This is a genomic window from Enterococcus infantis (assembly GCF_049166715.1).
In the GTDB taxonomy this organism is placed as follows: domain Bacteria; phylum Bacillota; class Bacilli; order Lactobacillales; family Enterococcaceae; genus Enterococcus_C; species Enterococcus_C leclercqii.
In genome coordinates, this window is record NZ_JBMHFB010000009.1 from 45,250 (window position 1) to 66,995 (window position 21,746).

18 protein-coding genes and 3 pseudogenes are annotated in these 21,746 nt (G+C 38.7%); 19 read left to right on the plus strand and 2 right to left on the minus strand.

Going from position 1 to position 21,746, the window contains the following annotated elements; translation table 11 throughout:
* The first annotated feature begins 14 nt into the window (after positions 1–14).
* Genes ACOMA8_RS11520 through ACOMA8_RS11540 form a run of 5 tightly spaced genes read left to right on the plus strand, consistent with a single transcriptional unit; the run spans position 15 to position 6,897 of the window.
* On the plus strand, positions 15–404 hold the full coding sequence (locus ACOMA8_RS11520; protein WP_010739394.1) for a conjugal transfer protein: 390 nt from the start codon (positions 15–17) through the stop codon (positions 402–404).
* Positions 391–2,838 carry a conjugal transfer ATPase TcpF gene (gene tcpF, locus ACOMA8_RS11525; RefSeq protein WP_421370903.1) on the plus strand — a complete coding sequence of 816 codons (2,448 nt, stop codon included), beginning with the start codon at positions 391–393 and terminating at the stop codon, positions 2,836–2,838. Before ACOMA8_RS11520 ends, tcpF begins: the two co-directional genes overlap by 14 nt.
* Positions 2,839–2,842: 4 nt before the next feature.
* Entirely contained in the window at positions 2,843–4,966 is a 2,124-nt protein-coding gene (locus tag ACOMA8_RS11530) for a CD3337/EF1877 family mobilome membrane protein (protein WP_421370906.1), read from the plus strand.
* Complete coding sequence (locus ACOMA8_RS11535) at positions 4,963–5,967, plus strand: bifunctional lytic transglycosylase/C40 family peptidase (RefSeq protein ID WP_421370908.1); 1,005 nt, start codon at positions 4,963–4,965, stop codon at positions 5,965–5,967. The genes ACOMA8_RS11530 and ACOMA8_RS11535 overlap by 4 nt, the downstream gene beginning before the upstream one ends.
* Before the next feature lie 18 nt (positions 5,968–5,985).
* Positions 5,986–6,897 carry a conjugal transfer protein gene (locus ACOMA8_RS11540; protein ID WP_421370910.1) on the plus strand — a complete coding sequence of 304 codons (912 nt, stop codon included), beginning with the start codon at positions 5,986–5,988 and terminating at the stop codon, positions 6,895–6,897.
* Between the two features lie 96 nt (positions 6,898–6,993).
* Here ACOMA8_RS11540 and ACOMA8_RS11545 read toward each other — a convergent pair whose 3' ends face one another.
* Positions 6,994–7,674 (minus strand): IS6-like element IS1216 family transposase, encoded by a 681-nt coding sequence (locus ACOMA8_RS11545; protein ID WP_181441734.1) that lies wholly within the window; start codon positions 7,672–7,674, stop codon positions 6,994–6,996.
* 137 nt (positions 7,675–7,811) lie between these two features.
* Between ACOMA8_RS11545 and ACOMA8_RS11550 the strand changes: the two are divergent.
* The 8 genes and pseudogenes from ACOMA8_RS11550 to ACOMA8_RS11585 all read left to right on the plus strand — a co-directional run.
* A pseudogene (locus ACOMA8_RS11550) lies at positions 7,812–8,621 on the plus strand (DNA topoisomerase); the annotation flags it as partial.
* Positions 8,622–8,767: 146 nt separating this feature from the next.
* Positions 8,768–10,558 carry a sigma-54-dependent Fis family transcriptional regulator gene (locus ACOMA8_RS11555; RefSeq protein WP_421370912.1) on the plus strand — a complete coding sequence of 597 codons (1,791 nt, stop codon included), beginning with the start codon at positions 8,768–8,770 and terminating at the stop codon, positions 10,556–10,558.
* Between the two features lie 355 nt (positions 10,559–10,913).
* Positions 10,914–12,266: a dihydrolipoyl dehydrogenase gene (lpdA, locus tag ACOMA8_RS11560; RefSeq protein ID WP_325810848.1), complete on the plus strand. Its 1,353-nt coding sequence runs from the start codon at positions 10,914–10,916 to the stop codon at positions 12,264–12,266.
* A 16-nt stretch (positions 12,267–12,282) separates the two neighbouring features.
* A complete protein-coding gene (locus tag ACOMA8_RS11565) occupies positions 12,283–13,251 on the plus strand; it encodes a thiamine pyrophosphate-dependent dehydrogenase E1 component subunit alpha (protein ID WP_010731441.1) in 969 nt (322 codons plus the stop codon).
* A gap of 24 nt (positions 13,252–13,275) precedes the next feature.
* Complete coding sequence (locus ACOMA8_RS11570; protein ID WP_002405048.1) at positions 13,276–14,307, plus strand: alpha-ketoacid dehydrogenase subunit beta; 1,032 nt, start codon at positions 13,276–13,278, stop codon at positions 14,305–14,307.
* 17 nt (positions 14,308–14,324) lie between these two features.
* Complete coding sequence (locus tag ACOMA8_RS11575; RefSeq protein ID WP_002405049.1) at positions 14,325–15,530, plus strand: dihydrolipoamide acetyltransferase family protein; 1,206 nt, start codon at positions 14,325–14,327, stop codon at positions 15,528–15,530.
* A 301-nt stretch (positions 15,531–15,831) separates the two neighbouring features.
* Entirely contained in the window at positions 15,832–16,881 is a 1,050-nt protein-coding gene (locus tag ACOMA8_RS11580; RefSeq protein WP_025188186.1) for a 2,3-butanediol dehydrogenase, read from the plus strand.
* 310 nt (positions 16,882–17,191) lie between these two features.
* Positions 17,192–17,374 (plus strand): hypothetical protein, encoded by a 183-nt coding sequence (locus tag ACOMA8_RS11585; RefSeq protein WP_421370917.1) that lies wholly within the window; start codon positions 17,192–17,194, stop codon positions 17,372–17,374.
* Between the two features lie 7 nt (positions 17,375–17,381).
* Here ACOMA8_RS11585 and ACOMA8_RS11590 read toward each other — a convergent pair whose 3' ends face one another.
* A complete protein-coding gene (locus tag ACOMA8_RS11590; RefSeq protein ID WP_000191454.1) occupies positions 17,382–18,062 on the minus strand; it encodes an IS6-like element ISEnfa1 family transposase in 681 nt (226 codons plus the stop codon).
* 256 nt (positions 18,063–18,318) lie between these two features.
* Between ACOMA8_RS11590 and ACOMA8_RS11595 the strand changes: the two genes are divergently transcribed.
* The 6 genes and pseudogenes from ACOMA8_RS11595 to ACOMA8_RS11620 all read left to right on the plus strand — a co-directional run.
* Positions 18,319–18,648: a hypothetical protein gene (locus ACOMA8_RS11595; RefSeq protein WP_421370919.1), complete on the plus strand. Its 330-nt coding sequence runs from the start codon at positions 18,319–18,321 to the stop codon at positions 18,646–18,648.
* 351 nt (positions 18,649–18,999) lie between these two features.
* Positions 19,000–19,776 carry a hypothetical protein gene (locus ACOMA8_RS11600; protein WP_421370921.1) on the plus strand — a complete coding sequence of 259 codons (777 nt, stop codon included), beginning with the start codon at positions 19,000–19,002 and terminating at the stop codon, positions 19,774–19,776.
* 14 nt (positions 19,777–19,790) lie between these two features.
* Positions 19,791–20,108 carry a hypothetical protein gene (locus ACOMA8_RS11605; protein ID WP_421370923.1) on the plus strand — a complete coding sequence of 106 codons (318 nt, stop codon included), beginning with the start codon at positions 19,791–19,793 and terminating at the stop codon, positions 20,106–20,108.
* A 23-nt stretch (positions 20,109–20,131) separates the two neighbouring features.
* Entirely contained in the window at positions 20,132–20,533 is a 402-nt protein-coding gene (locus ACOMA8_RS11610) for a hypothetical protein (protein WP_421370924.1), read from the plus strand.
* A 301-nt stretch (positions 20,534–20,834) separates the two neighbouring features.
* Positions 20,835–21,527: pseudogene (locus tag ACOMA8_RS11615) on the plus strand (IS3 family transposase); the annotation flags it as partial.
* Between the two features lie 15 nt (positions 21,528–21,542).
* A pseudogene (locus tag ACOMA8_RS11620) lies at positions 21,543–21,740 on the plus strand (IS3 family transposase); the annotation flags it as partial.
* Positions 21,741–21,746: the final 6 nt, after the last annotated feature.

Sequence of the window (21,746 nt, forward strand, 5' to 3'; positions counted from 1 at the left end):
ATGAGAGGTGAAATATGAAAAAAATAAAAAGCTATACCAGTATTTGGGCAGTTGAAAAAGTCATTTATGCAATTAATGACTTTCAGCTGCCTTTTCCTGTGACCTTTAACCAGATGGCTTGGTTTGTTTTATCCTTGCTGTTTGTCATTGTATTTGCCCATGTGCCTCCACTATCTATGATAGAGGGGGCGTTTTTAAAATACTTAGGCATACCAGTGGCAGTTACTTGGTTCATGTCGCAAAAGACCTTTGACGGTAAGAAACCATTGGGATTTTTACGATCCTTTATCAGCTATCACTTACGATTTAAGGTCACTTTTGCAGGAAAGAAAGTCAAAGAACAGAAAAAACGATGGGATGAATCCATTACCTTAGTGAGGAGTGTGAACTATGTACCCGATTAAGTATATCGAAAACAATCTTGTGTTTAACCAAGAAGGCGAATGTTTTGCCTACTATGAATTAGTGCCTTACAACTACTCCTTTTTGTCACCGGAACAAAAATATCAAGTACATGATAACTTTCGCCAACTAATTGCGCAAAACCGTGAAGGTAAGATCCATGCCTTACAAATTGCGACAGAAAGCAGTATTCACGCCACACAAGAACGTTCGAAAAAGGAAATTACCGGTAGACTCAAAGAAGTGGCGAAACAACGGCTTGACCTACAGACGGATGCATTAGTATCCATGATTGGCGATAGTCAGATTGATCATCGTTTTTTTATTGGCTTCAAACTGATTGCGACGGATGAAGAAGTCAATCTAAAAAGTCTCAAGAAATCTTTCTTTTCTGGGTTTCAAGAATTTATCTATGGGGTAAATCATCATTTGATGGGGGATTTTGTTTCCTTATCCAATGAAGAAATTCATCGGTATACTAAGCTTGAAAAACTAATGGAAAGTAAATTGGCTAGAAGATTCAAAGTCAGACGAGTCACGCCGAGTAATCTAACCTACCTGATTGAACATATCTATGGTGAAAAAGGTACACCGTTTGAAGAATATGAATTTCAGCTACCAAAGAAAAAGCTGAAGTCGGAAACTTTGGTGAAACGTTATGACCTACTACGTCCTAGTCGTTGTTTGATTGAAGAAAAGCCTCGGTACTTACGGATGGAACATGAAAATCATGAATCGTATGTTGCCTATTTAACAATTAATACGATTGTAGGAGAGATGGAGTTTCCTTCCTCGGAACTTTTCTATTACCAGCAACAACAATTTACGTTTCCGATTGATACTTCAATGAATGTGGAAATTGTGACGAACAAAAAGGCACTTGCTACCGTTCGCAATAAGAAAAAGGAATTAAAGGATTTAGATAATCATGCGTATCAATCCGACAATGAAACGAATGCCAATGTTTCAGATGCGTTGGATTCCGTAGATGAATTGGAAACTACTTTGGATCAATCGAAAGAATCCATGTACAAACTAAGTTATGTGGTTCGCGTGAGTGCGGAATCCGTGGATGAACTAAAACGCCGTTGTGATGAAGTGCTTGATTTTTATGATGATACTAATGTGAAACTAGTCCGGCCCTTTGGCGATATGATGGGGCTACATGAAGAATTCTTACCCTCAAGTAAACGATATATGAACGACTATATTCAGTATGTTACGTCTGACTTCTTGGCGGGACTTGGTTTTGGGGCTACTCAAATGCTAGGGGAATTGGAAGGTATTTATTTTGGCTACAATGTCGATACAGGGCGGAATGTTTACTTGAAACCCGCATTGGCTTCGCAAGGGGTGAAGGGTTCAGTTACCAATGCTTTGGCAGCTGCGTTCCTTGGTTCACTCGGTGGTGGGAAATCTTTTAGCAACAATCTCTTAGTCTATTATGCCGTCCTTTTTGGTGGTCAAGCTGTGATTGTCGATCCAAAAGGGGAGCGTGGAGGATGGAAAGAGACCTTGCCAGAAATTGCGGATGAAATCAATATTCTCAACTTAACTAGTAAGCCAGAAAATCAAGGCTTACTCGATCCCTATGTGATTATGAAGAAAAAGAAGGACTCGGAAAGTCTAGCGATTGATATTCTGACTTTCTTAACAGGGATTTCCAGTCGAGATGGGGAGAAGTTCCCTGTATTACGCAAGGCCATTCGGACCGTTACCCAAAGTGAGCAGCGAGGATTGCTACAAGTCATTAATGAACTTCGAAAAGAGGGCTCACCAGTTGCGGAAAATATCGCGGATCATATCGAGTCTTTTATCGATTATGATTTTGCCCATTTGCTTTTCTCAGATGGTTCGATTACCCAATCGATTAGTTTAGATAAACAGTTAAATATCATTCAAGTAGCGGATTTGGTTTTACCAGATGCAGAAACAACTTTTGAAGAATATACCACCATGGAGTTACTAAGTGTCTCTATGCTTATCGTCATTTCGACTTTTGCCTTGGATTTTATCCATAGCAATCGAGAAGTTTTCAAGATTGTGGACCTGGATGAAGCGTGGAGTTTTCTTCAAGTGGCACAAGGAAAGACCTTATCGAATAAATTAGTGCGTGCTGGTCGGGCCATGAATGCCGGGGTTTATTTTGTCACTCAAAATAGTGATGACCTACTGGATGAACGCTTGAAGAACAATATCGGATTGAAGTTTGCTTTTCGAAGTACCGATATTCATGAAATCAAGAAGACTTTGGAATTCTTTGGGTTAGATCAAGAAGATGAAAGCAATCAAAAACGCCTACGAGATTTGGAAAATGGGCAATGCTTGATGCAAGATTTGTATGGTCGAGTAGGCGTGGTCCAAGTTCATCCAGTCTTTGAAGAACTCTTCCATGCTTTTGATACTCGTCCGCCGGTTCAAGAAAGAACGGAGTGAGGGGATGAAAAAGAAACTTTTTCGGATTGTAGGAATCGTTTTTATTAGCATACTTACTCTGACAGCTCTATTGAGTTTAGTTGGTACGGTAGCCGAGGCGACGGGGCTTGTAGACGACACGGTGAAAGCCGGCAATTTATATTCTCAATATTCCTTGAATAACTATCAGCTTGATTTCTTTGTAGATAGTTCCTGGGATTGGCTCCCTTGGAATTGGGGGGATGGCCTAGGGAAGAGCGTGATGTATGGACTTTATGCCATCACCAATTTTATTTGGACAGTAAGTCTGTATTTGTCGAACGCCACGGGTTATGTGGTTCAAGAAGCTTATAAATTGGATTTTATTTCGGATACGGCTGAATGCATTGGGAAGAATATTCAAACCTTAGCCGGTATTACCGAAAATGGCCTTCAAACTTCAGGCTTTTACTTTGGCTTTCTTCTATTGATGATTTTAGTAGTTGGCGTATATGTGGCTTATACAGGTTTACTCAAGCGAGAAACTACGAAGGCAGTTCGAGGAGTAATAAATTTTGTAGTGATCTTTCTACTATCTGGTTCTTTTATCGCCTATGCGCCTACTTATATCACGAAAATCAATGAATTCAGTTCTGATGTTAGCGAGGCGGCACTTAGCCTCGGAACGGAAATCGTTATTCCCAATTCCGAAAGCCAAGGCAAGGATAGTGTGGATTTAATTCGTGACAGTTTGTTTTCTATCCAAGTCCAACAACCGTGGCTACTATTACAATTTGATGATTCCAATATAGAAGAAATTGGCGAAGACCGGGTCAGCAAGATTTTATCTGTAAGTCCTGATGAAAATAAGGGGAAGGATCGAGAAGAAGCGGTCAAAGCTGAGATTGAAGACAATGACAATGCGAATCTAAGTATCACGAAGACCATGAACCGCTTAGGGACCGTGGTCTTTTTAGTATTGTTCAATATTGGTATCTCCTTCTTTGTCTTTCTTCTTACAGGAATCATGCTGTTCTCCCAAATTCTCTTTATTATTTTTGCGATGTTTCTTCCTATCAGTTTCTTATTGTCCATGTTGCCGACTTATGAGAGTTTGGGCAAGAAGGCGATTATTCGCTTATTCAATACGATTATGATGCGAGCGGGAGTTACATTAGTCATCACGACTGCATTTAGTATTTCCACGATGTTTTTCAATATTTCCGCCTCCTATCCCTTCTTCATGGTCGCTTTTCTGCAACTTGTGACCTTTTCCGGTATCTATTTCAAATTAGGGGACATTATGAGCATGTTCAACATTCAAAGTAATGATAGTCAGTCAATGGGCAGACGGGTTATGCGAAAACCACAAATGTTAATGAACCGTAAATTGCGGCAACTCAATCGAAATGTGGGCCGAACTTTAGCTTTTGGTGGAGGTGCAGCAGTCGGAAATAAATTGGCAAAGGAACAATCAAAATCCAAATTTAAGCCATCCGATTCTGCTCTACGAAAGAACTCACGATTATCGAACGATCAAGAGGTGTTGCCTGACTCGAATAAGGAAAATCCAATTTCAAATAATAAGAAACAATCTCGAATGAATTTGGCCGGGAGAAAAATAGGCAAAGTTCTGGATACCCAAGCTTTGGTGAAAGATAAGACCAAACAAGTAAAGGATGGAGTACGGAATGCGCCAACTAACTTGAAATACAACCTCCATAAAGGAATTGAAAAGACGAAAGAAGCACCAGAAGAATTCAAGCGCGGACTTGTCCAAGAAAAAGCAAATCGAGCGGAGTTGCGAGAAGAACAACGACAACGTAGAGATGAAAAAATGGCTGAAAAGCGCAAAGTATTGAATGAAACAGGGAATCGTCATGGGAAAAGAAGGACTAATGTTCCGATAAAAACAGAGTTTCAATCTCAAAAAGATAGGCCGCGGACGAAAGAAGCACCAAAGCGGATTGTGAGAGCAAATCTGAATCCTGAAATCAAACGAAAACTAGCTGGTCAAGAAATCATTTCAAAAGGAATAAACCAATCCTCAGGTAAGAAAAATTCTTTTCAACAAGTGAAACAGAGGTCTACTCTTCCAAAGCGGACCAATCAAAAAATAAAAAAAAGAATGAACCCTCGTTCAAAACCAAGGTCAGGTGAGAAAAAATGAACTTGAAGAAATTGGCTGTCATTTCATTAACTTTCCTGACAATCTTTTTTATGGGAATTTTGATGTGTGTGGGTTTGTTGTTTGGTGAAGACAGTGAAGGAAGTGGCAGTTCAGGTGCTTCTCCTGGGGGGAGTAGTGTCTCAGAAGAAGTTTTGAAACACCGAGCAATGGTGGAAAAATATGCCAAAGAATCGGATATAACAGAGTATGTCCCGATTCTTTTGGCGATAATTCAAGTAGAATCTGGTGGCACAATGGAAGACGTTATGCAAAGTTCTGAGTCGGCCGGCTTACCACCGAATTCATTAAGTACCGAGGCATCCATTAAACAAGGGTGTCTCTATTTTGCCTCTTTGGTCAAACGAGCAAATGAGTTGGGCTGTGATCAAGACAGTATTATTCAGGCCTATAACTATGGCGGCGGATATCTGGATCATGTCGTAAAAAACGGGAAGAAGCATAGTTTTGCTTTAGCCGAATCTTTTTCAAAGGAAAAATCGGGTGGTCAAAAAGTTGATTATCCAAATCCCATCGCTATTAAGGAAAATGGTGGATGGCGCTATAACTACGGCAATATGTTTTATTGCTTATTAGTGAAGCAATATCTAACTACTACACAGTTTGATGATAAAACAGTTCAAGGGATTTTTGACGAGGCGTTTAAGTATGAAGGAACGGCCTATGTGTTTGGTGGCTCAAGTCCTGAAACGGGATTTGATTGTAGTGGCCTGACCCAATGGTGCTATGCCAAAGTTGGTTTAACACTTCCTCGAGTTGCTCAGGATCAATATGATGCCATGACCCATATTGATTTAAAAGATGCCAAACCAGGTGATTTGGTTTTCTTTCATTCGACTTATGATGCCGGTACTTATGTAACCCATGTGGGTATTTATGCGGGAGAGAATCGCATGTTTCATGCAGGAGATCCAGTGGGCTGGACAAATCTAACAGAAAGCTATTGGCAGCAACATCTTATCGGAGCTGGCCGATACAAATAAAAGAAAAGAGGAATGAACATGAAGATAAAAATTGAACGGAGTCAAAAGGAAAAGACTCCAAAAAAGAAGAAAGAACGAGTAGTATCCGTGGGTAAGCATCGAAAAATGGTGCTTGCCCTTTGGCTTTTATTGTCTTGTAGTCTTGCTTTTGGTATCTACAAAAATTTCACTGCCATTGATCAACATACAACTCATGAAAAAGTGGTTATAAAAGAGAAGATAGTGAATACTTCTGGTGTTGAAAGCTTTACAGAGGATTTTGTGAAAGAATATTTTTCCTGGAAGAATAATAAAGAAGTAATTGAAAAAAGAATGAGTACTCTTGGACAATATCTTACAGAAGAAGGTCTCGCTTTGAGTCAAGATATGGTCCGGGCAGATATTCCCACTAGTTCCGAAGTTCAGTCAGTAAAAGTATTATATGTCGAAAAGGGCGCGGAAGATTTTACCGTTTCATTTTTAGTGGAGCAAAAGATCACAGAAGGGAAAAAATCTGAACAAATTTCTTCTGCTTATCGAGTGACAATCTTTGAAGATGAAAACGGGAATCATATTGTGACGAGTTTACCTACCATGATTACAAAACCCGATGAGGCAAAATACGAGGTAAAGCAAGAAGAAAACAATTCAGAAATTGATGCCAAAACAACGGAGGAAATCACCGAGTTTTTACAGACATTTTTCAAGCTTTATCCAGCAGCATCGGAAAAAGAACTTGAATATTATGTAAAAGAGGATGTGATGAGGCCAATCAATTCGAATCTAACATTTGTGGAAATAGTTGCCCCAGTTTATACAGAAGATGGAGATGATATTCAAGTGAAAGTTAATGTAAAATATCTTGATAATTTATCAAAAGTAATTAGTTTTTTTCAATATAGGTTGAGGTTAGGAAAACATGGAAATTGGATAATTATTGGATTTTTTTAGAGATACACTTGAATGGCACTGTTTAGGGAAAACAGTTTTTATGGTTCTGTTGCAAAGTTTTAAATAAAGAATAAAATCCCTTACGGTATCTATGATTTAAGCTGGGATTCCCAATAATACCTTGATTTCAGTACAGACCGAAAACCCGAAGAGAGTGCCTTCTTTTCGGGTTTTCTTATATAATCCTCGAATGGCTTCCATGCCTTTAATCGTGGTAGAGGCAGTGCGTAAACTTCGATAGAATTTATTGCGTCTCTTTACTGGACGATGGTCTTGTTCAATCAAATTATTCAGGTATTTAATGGTACGATGTTCTGTCCCTTGATAAAAGCCGTATTCTTTTAGTTTCTTAAAGGCACTTGTAATAGAGAGGGCTTTATCTGTGACTACAACCTTCGGTTCATCAAACTGCTTCACTAACCGCTTAAGAAAAGCATAGGCTGCTTGTGTGTCCCGTTTTTTACGTAACCAAATATCCAAGGTTAAACCATCTGCATCGATGGCTCGATACAAATAATGCCATTTTCCTTTAATTTTGATGTACGTTTCATCCATTTTCCATGAATAAAAGGATTTTTTATTTTTCTTTTTCCAAATTTGATAGAGTAGTTTGCCATATTCTTGCACCCAACGATAAATCGTCGTATGAGAAACGTTAATGCCACGATCATATAAGATTTCTTGAACTTCACGATAGCTAAGGTTATAACGAAGATAGTAGCCCACGGCTACAATAATCACATCCTGCTGAAATTGCTTTCCTTTAAAATGATTCATCGTCATTCCTCCTGCTATCTTTTTCTATTATTCTACCTTATTTGATAGTAGATTTAAAACTTTGCAACAGAACCCTATGGATCAATAGCTTAGAAAAAGATGTGATCCGAAGCGGTTTTCAAAATTTGCAACCAGGAATGAATTACTATCCCTTTTATCAAGAAGCGCAAACACGCCAAATTGCCGATTGGTTGATCGGCATGAACGCAAGCCCTTTGTATACGTTAAATTTACAACAGAAAGGCGTACAAGGTACATTTTCACTAGGACGTGTTCAAACGCCCACCTTATACCTTATTTTTCAGCGCCAGGAAGCCATAGAGAATTTTAAAAAAGAACCTTTTTTCGAGGTGGAAGCTAGTATAAAAGTAAACCAAGGGTCATTTAAGGGCGTTCTAAGCCCCACACAGCGTTTTAAAACCCAAGAGGAGCTTTTAGCTTTTGTTTCTTCTAAACAAGCTAAAATAGGCAATCAAGAGGGGATAATTGCTGATGTTCAAACCAAAGAGAAAAAAACGAATAGTCCGAGTCTGTTTTCTTTAAGTAGTTTGCAATCAAAAGTTTATCAGCTTTATAAAGCGACAGCGAGCCAAACTTTAAAAGCTATGCAAGGACTGTATGAAGCAAAATTATTGAGTTATCCAAGAACAGATACACCATTTATTACAGAGAACGAATTTGCTTATTTAAAAGCGAATTTTGGCAAATATAGCGGTTTTTTAGGACTTGATCTTGAAATGGTTCAAACAGAGCCTAGAAAGCGTTATGTGGACGGTAGCAAGGTACAGGAACACCACGCCATTATCCCAACAAAACAAGTACCTACCGAATCTGCATTAGCGAAAATGGACGATTTGCAACGAAAAATTTATGCTTTAGTCGTTAAAACGACCGTTGCCATGTTTTTACCTGATTACTTGTATGAAGAAACCAAGATACAAACGAAGGGGGAAAAACAGACTTTAGACTGAAATAAAAAAAAAAAGCTTAGTGAATCCATCTCGATTGACAGAATTTAAGGGCAGATAGACTTCCTTTTTTTATTTCACAATCTTGTTGTATAATAGTGTAAAGGATTAAAGGAGATGATTAGATGGAAAAACAAATTTGGAAGCAGTTTGTACAAGGAGAAACGAGAGTCCTAACGCAGCTTCCATCAAAAATAGCTAATTCATGGCAATTCTGTTTACAAAACCATGTGGATCCTTTTTTAGTCAAACCACCAAAAATTTTAACTGCAAGTGACTTAACAACGAAGCAGCAAGAGAATCAAGAACTCATCCAACTTGTTAAAGCGGAATTAAGTAGCATTGAAAAACAGTTTCACTTAACAAATCAACTATTTATTCTAACCGATAATGAAGCAAATATCATTTGGCGAACGGGAAATTATCAAGCAAGAGATTTTGCCAATGAGATTGCCTTTCGTGAAGGAAGTAATTGGTCAGAGTTAGAAGTCGGTACGAATGCTATCGGTCTGGCCTTGCGATCAAAAGAAGATGAGTGTCTTGCTTTGGAAGAACATTACTCGGCAGCATCAAGAAAATGGAGTTGTGCGGCATCACCAATTCTTGATGAAAACAATGAAATTCTCGGAGTCCTAGATATATCAACGTATCAAAACTCGACGGCGAAGGATTCATTTTTACTATTGACGATGCTGACGCAAAAAATATCCAATCAGCTGATGAAACGGCACATTCAACGACGAAATGACTTATTAGAGTACGCAAAGTCTTTTTTAGAAGAAGTTCTTTTTTGTGATGCGCATTTTCGCATTATTCAAGTACCGCCTAGTATGGCAGATCAGTTTCATATAGGGCAGGATATGCGTAAAATCATTAGTCCAGCAATGATTTATGATCAAGAAAGTATTATGCGTAATCGCCAACTAATCGGTTACAAATACAAATTGTATCAAGTGAAAAATGAAAAGGGTAACACACCGACCTATCCAGGTGTAGCTTCTAGAAGTAAGAGTTACCAACAGTTTTTGAATCAGGTTATTAAGGTCTCTACAACGAGTGTGCCAATTCATATTTTTGGCGAGTCAGGTAGTGGAAAGGAAATAATATCGCAGACCATTCACCAAAATAGTCCACAAAAAAATGGCCCTTTGATTGCTATTAATTGTGGGGCTATTAGTGAGAATTTATTGGAAAGTGAGCTTTTTGGCTATGCACCAGGCGCGTTTACTGGCGCCAATGCGAAAGGGTTTGAAGGAAAATTATCACAAGCCAATGGCGGCAGCTTATTTTTAGATGAGATTGATAGTATGTCGGAAAAGATGCAACAATCTTTGCTTCGTGTAATAGAAGACAAGATGGTGACCCCTATTAGTGGAAAACCGGTCATGACTGATTTTCGCTTAATTACGGCAAGTAACAAGGATTTACGGAAGTTGGCCCTAGAAGGCAAGTTCCGAGAAGATCTATTTTATCGCTTATTTGTATGTACGGTCCGCATTCCGCCTCTTAGAGAACGCTTAGAGGATATTGCTCCACTGGTTGACCGATTTATGGTGAGCAATCATTGGGAAATTGATTGGAAGTGGAAGATTGAAAAAGTTGCCAAAGGATATCCTTGGTACGGTAACATCCGGGAGTTCAATAATTTTCTATCGCGAGTGGCGATATTTTACTCTGATTCAGAACCGTCAGAGGATGAATTGAACGCCTTAATTCAAACAGGTAGCATTTACCTAAATCAGGGTTCAACCAATTCCTACGAACCTATCTTTACTAGCAAAATAAAATCAGAAAAACATCGGATTGAAGAAGCGTTAGAAGCGAGCCATTTCAATATGACAAAAACAGCAGAAACATTAAATATCTCACGAGCAACACTGTATCGCAAACTAAAAAAATACGAGTTGTCTTGGTAAATTTTTGTGAAAAAAAGCAAATTGAGAAGAAATTTGTTTTTTTAGTAAAAAAATAGTTTGAAGCAAAAAAAAAAAGAGAAGGAAACTTCTCTTTTTTTTGTGTCTCAGAAACTCGCTAATGAGACAAACTGTATCACATCTTTGTTGCGATTGTGTCTCAAAAAGGTAAGCGATTCCAAAGTGTGTGTTTCAAGATTAAAAATATGGCCGGAGTGATTTGTTGTATAACATCGTAAATCAGTCGTATAGCAAGGATTTGTGAAAGGAGAGATGTTCTCTCTTGTTTCACAAAAAAGTTGGCATGCAACTTGCTTATTACTAGACTGAAAGCGTAATCAATAAGGAGGGACAATTCATGACAAACTATGACTTAATTGTCATTGGCGCTGGACCGGGCGGCTATGTTGCGGCGATTAAAGCTGCACAACTCGGCAAAAAAGTAGCTGTGGTCGAAAAGAATAAAATAGGAGGTACCTGTCTAAATGTGGGCTGTATACCTTCGAAAAGCTATCTGCAACATGCGCATTGGCTCTTATCATTGGAAGAAGGAAAAAAACATGGTGTAGATACTACGCTCAATGCCTTAGACTTTTCAAAAATGGTCGATCGAAAAAATGGCGTCGTTCAAACACTGCAATCGGGCATTCAGCATTTGTTTTCGAGTAATAAAATTGATTACATCGAAGGTGAGGCTGCGTTAGTTTCTAAGACGTGCGTCGAGGTAGCTGAGAAAGCATTGCATGCTGAAAAGATTTTATTGGCGACAGGGGGAAAACCTTTTGTGCCACCGATTAATGGGATTGAACACGCACATTATAATACGACCGATACGTTCTTTTCTATGGCTGAATTACCGAAAAAACTTGTCGTTATCGGTGGTGGGATTATTGCAGTGGAGTTGGCATTTGCAATGAAACCATTGGGCGTAGACGTAACGTTATTAGAGGTAGCCAAAGATATTTTACTAACGGAAGATCCAGAAGCGCGCAAAATCATCAAAAAGAAATTGTCAAAAATGGGCATTGCCATTACGACTTCTGCAAAAATTGACCAAGTAACCGATAAGGAAGTCATCGTAGCTGGGAAAGCTGTGGCATATGATCGCTTACTCGTAGCTGCTGGGCGAAAACCAGATTTGACTTTAGCGAGTCAACTGGAGATTGAATTGGATGAAGCAAGCCGTTTCGTTCGCGTAAACAATACGTATCAGACCAGTATTCCAAGTATCTATGCAATAGGCGATGTCATCGGAGGTTATCAATTGGCACATGTTGCCAGTCAAGAAGGGATACGCGCTGTCGAGGCGATGTTTGGTACTGAGAGATTCCCAGTGGATAAAACATCTGTCCCACGTTGTCTTTACACTAGTCCTGAAGTAGCAAGTTTTGGACTATCTGAAGAAGAAGCGAAAGCCCAATATCAAGATGTAGTTGTGAAGATGATGCCTTTTTCAGGAAATGGGAAAGCCATTGCAGCGATGGAAACAGATGGATTTGTCAAAATAATTAGTGAAAAACACTACCATCAAATTCTAGGAGCGGTAATTGTCGGAAGCCATGCAACAGAGATGATTCATACGATTTTAGCTGTAAAAGAAGCAGAAGGAACAATTGATGAGCTTGATGAAATGATTTTTGCCCATCCGACGCTTTCTGAAGTGATTGGTGAGACGAGCAATTCATTATTTGGACGAGCAATTCATGGTTAATAAGGAGGAAAAGAAAATGACAAAAATGACAAAAGATCAAGCAAAATGGATCCTAAAAACAATGTACGATATCCGTAATTTTGAAAACCAAGTGCATGATATTTTTACGACAGGTGAAATTCCAGGATTCGTTCACTTATATGCTGGCGAAGAAGCAATTGCAACAGGCGTCTGTGCGAATTTGACAGATGATGATTATATTACAAGTACGCACCGTGGTCATGGACATTGTATCGCAAAAGGTTGCGACTTAGATGGCATGATGGCTGAAATTTATGGGAAAGAAACAGGTTTAAATAAAGGAAAAGGTGGCTCGATGCATATCGCCGACGTCGGTAAAGGAATGCTTGGGGCTAACGGTATGGTCGGTGGGGGCTTCCCAATCGCTGTCGGAGCGGGCTTACGAAATAAATATCTAAAAACAAAAGATGTTGCGGTATGTTTCTTTGGTGATGGCGCTGCGAATGAAGGGACGTTCCATGAAGGAATTAATATGGCGTCGATTTGGAAATTACCGGTCATTTTTGTTAACGAAAATAACTCATTTGCGGAAGCAACACCGCAATGGTATTCATCCGGTTCTAAAACAATCGCCGAACGTGCAGCAGCATATGGCATTCCCGGTGTAAGAGTGGATGGCGATGACTTGTTTGCAGTCTATGAAGCTACTGGGGAAGCAATCGAGCGTGCACGAAAAGGCGAAGGGCCAACACTGGTTGAATGTGTAACGTATCGTAATTACGGGCACTTTGAAGGTGACGAACAAAAATACAAAAATATAGATGGTGAAGAAAAAAATCGCCAAGACCGCGATTGTATTCCAGAATTTATCGAAAAAGCAATTGCGAAAAAATTATTAACGAAAAAAGAAGCAGAAGAAATTGCTGAAAAATCAACTACTGATATTGCGCATGCCATTAAATTTGCTGAAGAAAGTCCAGTTCCACGCCCAGAAGCATTGTATGAAGATGTATTCGCAGACTAAGCAGAGAAAAAGGAGAGAAGAAACATGACTAGAAAAATTACTTTTATGAAAGCTATTAACGAAGCATTAGAACAATCAATGGAGCGTGACGATCGAGTAATCTTACTTGGTGAAGATATTGCCGGAGGAGCAAAGGTTCCTCACTTAGAAGAGTCAAATGAAGATGCTTGGGGTGGCGTGTTTGGTGTCACAAAAGGTCTGATGCCTAAATTCGGTCGCGAACGTGTGATTGATACACCAATCTCAGAAATGGGCTACATGGGAGCGGCAGTTGGTGCTGCTGCTACAGGATTACGTCCAGTCCCAGAATTGATGTTTAATGATTTTATTGGTTTTTGTTTTGACACAATCTTAGCTCAAGGCTCTAAAATGCGCTATATGTTTGGAGGAAAAGCGAAAATTCCGATGACTGTCCGTACGTGCCATGGTGCAGGCGCAAGTGCCGCTGCTCAACATTCAGGATCATATTATGGCATTTTTGGCTCTATTCCAGCGGTCAAAGTAGTTGTCCCTTCTAACCCTTATGATGCTAAAGGATTACTAACGGCTGCTATCGAAGATGACAACATTGTTATTTTCTCTGAAGATAAGACTCTTTATGGCTTAAAAGGTGAAGTGCCAGAAGAGTACTATACTGTTGAAATCGGAAAAGCAAAAGTAAAACAAGAAGGAACGGATTTGACCATTGTGACTATCGGAAAAATGTTATACGTTGCTCTTGAAGTGGCAGATAAATTAGCGAAAGATGGCATCTCTGTAGAAGTAATCGACTTGGTTACTGTAGCACCGTGGGATCAAGAAACGATTATTCAGTCAGTGAAGAAGACAGGTCGTTTAATCGTGATTGACGAAGCCAATCCCCATAATAATACTGCGACAGATATTGCATCTATCGTCGGAGACAAAGCATTTGATTATCTAGATGGACCAATTAAATGTGTCTGTGCACCAAATACACCCGTACCATTTGCTACAAACTTAGAACAATTATACTTACCAAATGCAGACCGTGTATTAGAAACTGCAAATGAATTAATCGCGGACTTAAAGAAATAAGAGGAGGTGGATAGTGAATGGCAACAGAAATTACAATGCCTAAATTAGGGCTTACAATGACAGAAGGAACCGTCGACAATTGGGCGAAAAAAGAAGGCGATGCCGTTAGTAAAGGTGAAGTTGTATGTACAATTAGTTCTGAAAAACTAAGCTACGACATTGAATCGTCAGTAGATGGAACATTGATTAAAATTTTGGTAGCAGAAGGCGATGATGCGGAATGTACTGCGCCAATCGGCTATATCGGAGAGCCAGGTGAACAAGTAAGCGGGGAGGCTTCACCAGCTGAACCTACTTCTGCTCCAGTAGAGGAAAATAAGGCAACAAGTGAGGAACCAAAAGCACAAGCGGCACCCGAAAGAAAAGCAGGTGAACGTATCTTTATTACACCATTAGCACGCAAATTAGCTGCTGAAAAAGGATTTGATATTGCCCAAATTAATGGCTCAGGTGGCAATGGTCGAATTACTCGACGCGATGTACAGCGTCATCAACCAAGTGTGGAGACTACTATTGCAGCCGCATCTTCAACCGTCGGAGCTGGCTTAAAAGGTATGCGTAAGACAATCGCTGAACGTATGATGCATAGCTTACAATCTACAGCACAAGTAACCATCCAACAAAAAGCAGATATTACGAATTTATTAGCATTCAAGAAAGAATTGCAATCTAAATCGAGTGTTCCATTGAAGGATGGTCAATTAAGTATTACGACCTTGCTTTCAAAAGCAGTCATCTTGGCTTTGAAAGAAACACCAGATATGAATGCCTGGTATCAAGATGGTTCTTATGAAAAACAAGAGGCAGTTCATCTTGGAATGGCCGTTGCCGTTGCAGATGGCCTAGTTGTACCAGTCGTTGAAGACGCTGATCGCATGACGCTTACTGAATTAGGAAAGACCTTAAATAGTCGGATTACCGAAGCTCGTGATGGGTCGTTAGCTGGCAAGCATTATTCAGGTTCGACCTTTACGATCAGTAATCTTGGCAAGAGTGGAGCAGAGTACTTCACACCAATCATCAATACACCAGAAATTGGTATCTTAGGTGTTGGGTCAATGCAAAGCCAATTAGCATTTGATGAAAATCGCGAAGTAGTTGAGTTGAAGAAATTACCATTAAGCTTGACATTCGATCATCAAATCTTAGACGGTTCACCAGCTGCAGAATTTTTAGGCCGCATCATTTTCTACTTGGAAAATCCGTATAGTTTAGTATTCTAAAAGGTTTATTCGTATTTAAGGTCGTGTGTCAGAAGTTCTACTATAAGTGAAAAGGCAGAAAAATCAAAAGTTGGAAAGGCAACTTCTGGTTTTTCTGTCTTTTCCATTCGAAGCATACGATACATCGTGATACGTTTTGTAACATGATGTTTCATAAAACTTTCCGATTTGTTACAGTGTTTCTAAGAAAGTACGATTTTATCAACTGTTTTAATTTTGGCACGCTTTTTGCTCATTATCTAAGTGCTTCACATGTTTTGAAGGAAACGTGATGAATGAATGATGCATGGAGGAATGTCAAATGAAAGCAGCAGTATGGTATGGACAAAAAGATGTCCGTGTAGAAGATGTCGAAGTAAAGGCGTGTGAACCAGATGAAGTTCGAGTAAAAGTAGCATTTACTGGGATTTGTGGTTCAGACTTACATGAATTTTTAGAAGGACCAATTTTTATTCCCGTTGATCAACCAGATCCATTTGCAAAAGGTCAAGCGCCTTTAACGATGGGGCATGAATTTTCTGGAACGATTGAAGAAGTTGGTTCACAAGTGAAGGATGTAAAAGTTGGCGATCGTGTAGCTATTTTTCCTACGATGTCAAATGAAGCAAAAGTTGAAGAAGTTGATTTGTATGATGGCTATAACTTTATTGGCTTGGCAAGAGATGGCGGCTTCGCTGAATATTGTACCGTTCCAGAACATTACGTGTACAAATTGCCAGATGAAATGTCTTTTGAAGAAGGAGCTTTAGTTGAACCAACAGCGGTTGCTGTACAAGCGTGTAAAGAAGGCGGCGTAAAATTTGGTGACAAAGTTGCTATTTTTGGAGCCGGCCCAATCGGATGTTTAGTGGCTGCTGCTGCCAAGGCTGCTGGTGCGGTGGATATTATCGTTTGTGATTTGTCAGAAGAACGTTTAGAAAAAGCCAAAGAATTAGGTGCGACAGTCACATTGAATTCAGGAAAAGTAAATGTTGTTGAGGAAATCCGTGCGATGACAAACGGTGGGGTCGATGTTGCTTTTGAAGTTGCGGGCGTTGAAGTAACAGTCAAACAAGCGATAGATGTTACGAAAGCACGCGGCATGATGGTCATTGTGTCTATTTTTGCTCATGAAATATCTTGGCACCCAATGCAATTGATTAACTCTGGTGTGAAAATCACTTCGACCATTGCCTATACCCGTACGACATTTGCCCAAACAATTCAAGCGATTGCAAGTGGTCAATTAGCTGTTGATCCAGTGATTACAAGAAAAATTGAATTAGAAGAAATTGTGGAAGAAGGCTTTGGTCTTTTGACTAGAGACAAATCACAATCGAAAATCTTAGTAGACATTCAAAAAGGTCGCTAATTAAAAATTAGGCCGCATAATGGCGATTATGTGGCCACCCTACCACAAAGATTGAAGCTGAAAAGCTCCAAGTAAAAGGTCCTGAAAATTCGAAAGTTGTTGTTCAAACTTTTGGATTTTCGGGACTTTTTGCTTGGAACTAATTTTGGGTCGCCGTGACGATTTTAAAAGACAGATTTTTTTGTGTCTCAGGATTATGGTCATTTGCATGAATTCTTGAATGGATACTCGTCAGTTTGCGAATGCTAAGGTGAGTCGCAAAAAAATATGCTAAACTGAAGCTATCTAGAGATAAAAAGAGGAATTATATATGTTAAAAAAAGATTCATCATTTGTTGAAGCAAGTCTTGTTTTGCTTGTTATTTTTGCTACTTTGGCGTATTTTGTCATTTTTGTGCAGATGAGTGCCTTGATCGCAATTTTGATTGTATTGATGGTACTAACGGGGGTTCTGTTGCAAAGTCTCAAAAAGGTCATTAGTTTTTCAAGATGATTCTTATTTAAGCAGGGATTCCTAATAGTCCTTTGATTTCTGTACAGACGGAAAAGCCAAAAAGAGACCCTTCTTTTCGGCTTTTTTTATAAATTCCTCGAATCGCTTCCATGCCTTTAATCGTGGTTGAGGCTGTTCGCAAACTTTGGTAAAATTTGTTTCTTCGCTTAATTGGACGATGATCTTGTTCAATCAGATTATTCAGATACTTGATTGTTCGATGTTCTGTTGTTATATACAGTCCATTTTTCTGAAGCTTTCTGAAGGCACTCTTAATAGAGGGTGCTTTATCCGTTACTAGAACCTTTGGTTCTCCAAACTGGTTCTTCAGTCGTTTTAGAAAAGCATACGCAGCCTGTGTGTCGCGCTTTTTCCGTAACCAGATATCTAAGGTTAAGCCATCTACATCGATAGCGCGATATAAATAATGCCACTTTCCTTTAATTTTGATATAAGTCTCGTCCATTTTCCATGAATAAAAGGACTGTTTGTTTTTCTTTTTCCAAATTTGATAAAGAATCTTTCCGTATTCTTGCACCCAACGGTAAATTGTGGTGTGACAAACGTGAATTCCTCGGTCATACAGAATTTCCTGCACTTCACGATAACTCAGGTTGTACCGAAGATAGTAGCCGACGGCTACGATAATCACGTCTTTTTGAAATTGTTTTCCTTTGAACTGAGTCATCTTCATTCCTCCAAGCTATCTTTTTCAATTATTTTACCTCAAAATGAGCTTATCGGAAACTTTGCAACAGAACCAGCTACAGGTGGTGATAGCAAATTCCCGATGGATCCTTTCCATACATCCATTGTATCTGAGAAATTCAACAATACCGAAACATATTCCGCAAGGAATTTTGTTATTTTAAATTATTTAGACCCAGAAGCTTAGAAAGAGGGAATTAATCTTTCTAAAATATATATTACGAGGTGGTGATCAAATGGATAGGAGAGAAGAAAAGCGCCGAATCCGAAGGATGATGCTGGCAATCATGGGGGTAAACACTTCTTGGTTAGAGCAAGAGGACAAAATCCGTCAAGTACAGGTCTGTGTAGCTGAACTAGAAGCAATCTGTGGGAAATTCTCAGCGCGGGATCGCTCTCGCTCCATTGTGATTCACTACCCAGACGGATCTGTGCAACAGGTCGAAAGCGTGAAAGAAGTTGCGAGATTCGGTGGCTGTTCCAAAACGACAGTTGCTCGTTCCCTTGAAACTGGCGAACCAGTGCTGAAGGGTTCAGCAAAAGGTATCATTTTTAGAGATTTGTAGAAATTTTCGGACAAGCTTTATACTTCTTCCTGTATAAAGCTGACATTAATTTATCTTTAGCGGTGATTAGGTCCGCCCTGTTCTGCCCAATCGGCTTGTTCGGCCGGTTCAAATAGGTAGAGTTCAGGAAGAATTAGTAGGAATTCTTTCATATGGTGATATGATGCATCATTACAATAATGTAAGCGATTTCATTTTAAGCAAAGGTCTATACTACAAGGTAAATAGACAACCAATTTAAATATCTGCGTATTAATGTTAGTTAAGATAGAAATACCATAGTTATACATTATAAGGAAAGGAACAAAACTCAGATAAGGTCAGAGAAGCAAACAAAAAGGGAGAACAAAGATGATTAAGAGGATTTTGAAAGGAATAGCTATATCAAGTGTGATTTTATCTGCTTTTATTGGGGTAACCCAAACTGAAGCAATGGGAGGTGATGCTGCGAGGATCGGCCAGATTAATGAGAATGATGAAAGAGATTTGTTTACAGAAGCCGATGCCACTTTAGATTATGAAGGTGTGGGCTTAGATTCATATCATCAACAACCTATCGTTCTGTATGCACAAGACTTTGTCTCTGATACTGATTTAGAGAATGCAGTAACTACGGAATTAGCTAAATCAGAAACTGGAGAGTTAATAGTTATATTTGATAAATCCGGACAAGATATTCCTACAAAAAGAGCTGCACCACCAATAGGAAAATGGATTAAGATGACACAGAATGGAAAAATGTTATATTTCAAGTATAATGGGAGGAAGGCAGATACACGTGGTGCATCATTACAAGCTATTCAAGGTGATCCAGGAGTTGAACTTAACCTTTATCTGACTAAGAGTGTTTCAGCTCAATATTCAGCTTCATTAGGTGTTGATGCCAAATTTATAAGCTCGGTTGTTGGGTTTTCTGTAACGACATCGTATAGTGTAACACATAGTGGAAAATATACCGTTCCATCAAAAGTTAATGGGCGTAAGGTAAAATATTCTACAGTTAGGATGGGGACACTATATAACACGCATTCATACTCTGTTAGAAATGCATCGTATCCAAATGGTAAAGATGGAACTGCAAAAAAACCCTATGGAATGTACTATAGCGTAGCACACACATATAAATAGAATGGGGAAATTAAATGAATTATAAGTGGACGTTCTTTAGCAAAAAAGAGTACGTATTGTTTAGAATGATAAAGGTTTTATTTTTTATCATAGCATTCGTAGTATTCGTAAACTTTATAGTTCAAACTATTACTGGCCTGGACGTTACTAAGTTGCAATTAGCTGAAGAAGTTATCTCCAAGTATAGGATCAATTTTGCTTTAGAACGTGCGGAAAATTTCTTCCTGTATGTGGGTGGTTTTGCATTTGCTTGGGTTATCATTAATATTGGTGAAAATGTAGCAAAAATCAAATTTACTTTAATTAACAAAGAAAACTTAGATAACGAATAGACACAGGTGATTGGAGTGATAGTATGAAATTGTCACGATTGGTATTTCTATTTTTTATCACTTATGTAATCACAGGGTGTTCTTCACAACCAACGGAGAAAATAGGTAATTCTGAAAAATATTCAAAGGAAGAGATTGGTTCTGCTGTCAACGAAGTAGTCAATTCATATAACCAATATTTGGATAGTGGGAAACTACTATCAATTGAATATGATGAAGAAGAATCGAATCAGTTAGTTATAGATTATCTACCTATGTTAGATATTTCCTATCAAAACAAAGCGAACATAATCTTCTTGAACTCAACGATAAAGACTGGGACAGTTCAAGGAGCTTTAGACTCTTACACAAAGTATGATAATTATTATTGGGTAATAGAGGATTCAAAAACATGGGAAATTATTTATGCAGGCTTCAAGAACTAATGATTTTCATGTGCAATTAGTAGAAATTTCAAAGCCTAAAATTCATATTAATGTTGGGGGATATCAATTGATATCCTCCAATTTTGCTTTAAAAACATCTTTGTTATACAAAATAAGGTCGTTTAGAGAAACAGAGGTAAGTAGGCCCTGGGGCAAGTAGTGTCGCCAATTTGCTTATATATCTATTTAGGGTTTACCCTTTTCATGCTTTGAAACTTCCCGCTAGAATAGATTTTTAAGGGCACCTCTAGAAACATCTAAAGACTCAAGCTGAAGAGATCGTTATCCTAAAAAAAGCACTCGGCCTGCTGGCAAAGAATTAGAAGTGATTGAATTCATTCGTCAAGAGAGCGAAGCAGGCCACCATAGTGTTTCAAAAATGTGCCAGCTTCTTGAGATACCCAGAGCAACGTATTATAGAAAAATCCATCCGATACAACCAAAAAGAATGCAGGAACAGGAATTACTAGATCAACGGGTTTTCCGTATCTATCACGAAAGTGATCGTATCTATGGGGCTAGAAAAATCCGCTATCCATTAACACAAAAATTTCCAGAGTACCGTAAAATAAGTGTCAAACGGGTTCAAAAGTCGATGAAACGTCAAGGGATTCAATCAGTTTCCATCAAGAAATTCAAAGCATGTAAAGTAGCAAAACGACTGTTAAAGAACTATCCGAACCTGCTTACACAGGATTTTTCAACAACTGATTTAAATCAAAAGTGGGTAGCCGATATTACCTACATCAACACACTAGAAGACGGTTGGTGTTACCTATCAACGATTATGGATCTTCATTCAAGAAAAATCATCGGCTATCACTTTGATCAACAAATGACAACAGAAATTGTTGAAAAAGCCTTTGATGACGCTATTTTAAATCGAAATATTGAGAATGGTTTAATTTTGCATACCGATTTAGGGTCACAATACACCAGCAATGAATATGAAGAAAAGTTGGAAAAATTAGGGATTACCCATTCTTACAGCTGAAAAGGCTGTCCCTACGACAATGCTGGTATTGAGTATTTTCATGCGTCATTGAAGAAAGAACACGTGTACCAACGTCCGATATATCAAAATTTTAAAGAAGCGAAAGTTGAAATTTTTAGTTATGTACAAGGATTTTATAATAATCGAAGAGTTCACAGTTCATTGGCATATTTATCTCCAAGTCAATTTGAACAGGAAATTTTAGCTGCATAAAAAACT